The organism is Hylemonella sp. P2_B10, assembly GCF_056404875.1.
The window spans coordinates 1-1,770 of the sequence record NZ_JBFUDE010000014.1; the positions used below are offsets into that span (position 1 = coordinate 1).

The following is a 1,770-nucleotide window of genomic DNA, read 5'->3' on the forward strand; positions in this document are numbered from 1 at the left end:
CAGCAGTCAGCAGTGCTGGCCAGGACGACCTGACCATCAACGGCCCCATCAACTCCAGTGGCGGCAGCGTGCAGCTCACGGCGGGCGACAACCTGCTGCAAAACGCCAATGTGAGCGCGCCAGCCGGTGCGGTGACGGCCAATGTGAGCGGGCTGATCTCGGGCGCCGGGGTGGCCACGGGCAAGGACGTGAACTACACCTCGGGCGGGGTGACAGTGCCGCCACCGGGCTCGGCTGCGGTGACGGTGATCCAGACGCTGGTGAGCACCTTCAGCGACAGCTTCAAGGACCAGTCCAGCCCGGCTGCGGGTGCGGGCGGTGCCTCAGGTGGGGGCTCCACCCAGGACCCGGCGGCCGCCAAGGACAAGAAGAAGGACGACCTCATCGTCGCCGCCGATTCCAGCCTGTGCAAGTGAGCGCCTGATCCAGCCCAAACGCTATCCATTACGATAGCGCCATGGGCTTTGTAGACATGCTGTGCGCCGCCGAGCGGCAAAACGCCTCCATGCTGTGCGTGGGGCTGGACCCCGAGCCGGCGCGCTTTCCCGGCAAGCTCAAGGGCGACGCCAGCCGCATCTATGACTTCTGTGCCGCCATCGTGGACGCCACGGCCGACCTGGTGATCGCCTTCAAGCCGCAAATCGCCTATTTCGCCGCCCATGGCGCCGAGACGCAGCTGGAGCGGCTGATGCAGCACATGCGAAGCGTGGCGCCCCAGGTGCCGGTGATCCTGGACGCCAAGCGCGGCGACATCGGCAGTACTGCCGAACAGTATGCGAAGGAAGCGTTCGAGCGCTACGGGGCGGACGCGGTCACCTTGTCCCCCTTCATGGGCCTGGACTCGGTGCAACCCTACCTGAAGTACGAGGGCAAGGGCGCCTTTCTGCTGTGCCGCACGTCCAACCCCGGCGGTGATGATTTCCAGTCGCGCCGCCTGGCCGATGTGGATGGCCAGCCGCGCTTGTTTGAACACATTGCCGCGCTGGCGCAAGGTCCCTGGAACCTGAATGGCCAGCTGGGCCTGGTGGTGGGCGCCACCTATCCGGCCGAAATCGAGCGCGTGCGCGCGCTGGCGCCGACCGTGCCGCTGTTGATACCTGGCGTGGGTGCCCAGGGGGGCGACGCAGCAGCCACCGTCAAGGCCGGTTGGCGCGGCTCCGCCCAGGGCGGCAGCACGGCGCCCATCGTGGTCAGTTCGTCGCGCGCCGTGCTGTATGCATCGGCCGACGAGGGCGCATTCGCTCAGGCCGCACGGAACGAGGCGCGCCGCACGCGCGACCTGCTGCAAGCCGCCAGATTTTGATTTGCCTCAGCTTGCCGGCCATCGGCACGCCCTATGATGTCGTGATTCGCGTGCTGGCTTCGCGTGCCAGCCTCTGCGCCGTGAAGGGACAACCAGAATGACAAGCCGAGCCTCGCTGAACCACACCTTCAGGACCGTCTGGAACCAGGCCTTGGGGGCCATGGTGGCGGTGGCCGAGATTGCCAGCGGCGCCGGCAAGGGCAGCGCAGGCGGTGCGGGTGATGCCGCCAGCCCCTGCCTGGGCGCCAGCAGCCACAGCCGAGCCGCCAGCCTGTCGTTGGGTGCTCTGGCCATAGGCGTCGCCCTGGCCTGCAGCCCCATGGGCTCAGCCTGGGCCAACCCCACAGGCGGCGTCGCCGTCGTCGGCCAGGCCAGCATCAGCACCCCCGGCGCCAACCAACTGGTCGTCACCACCCAGAACGGCGCCGGACTGAACCACTCCGTCATCAACTGGCAAAGCTTCTCCA

The 1,770-nt window shown here is 67.9% G+C and carries 3 protein-coding genes; all 3 read left to right on the forward strand.

The features are described 5' to 3' along the window. Positions 1-416, forward strand: a 416-nt coding sequence (locus AC1DX2_RS25845) for a hypothetical protein (protein WP_477199309.1), incomplete at its 5' end; no start/stop codon positions are given. A 41-nt stretch (positions 417-457) separates the two neighbouring features. Next, positions 458-1,303 (forward strand): orotidine-5'-phosphate decarboxylase, encoded by an 846-nt coding sequence (gene pyrF / locus AC1DX2_RS25850; RefSeq protein ID WP_477199310.1) that lies wholly within the window; start codon positions 458-460, stop codon positions 1,301-1,303. Between the two features lie 97 nt (positions 1,304-1,400). Continuing rightward, a partial coding sequence (locus tag AC1DX2_RS25855) for an ESPR-type extended signal peptide-containing protein (protein WP_477199311.1) occupies positions 1,401-1,770 on the forward strand: 370 nt, incomplete at its 3' end.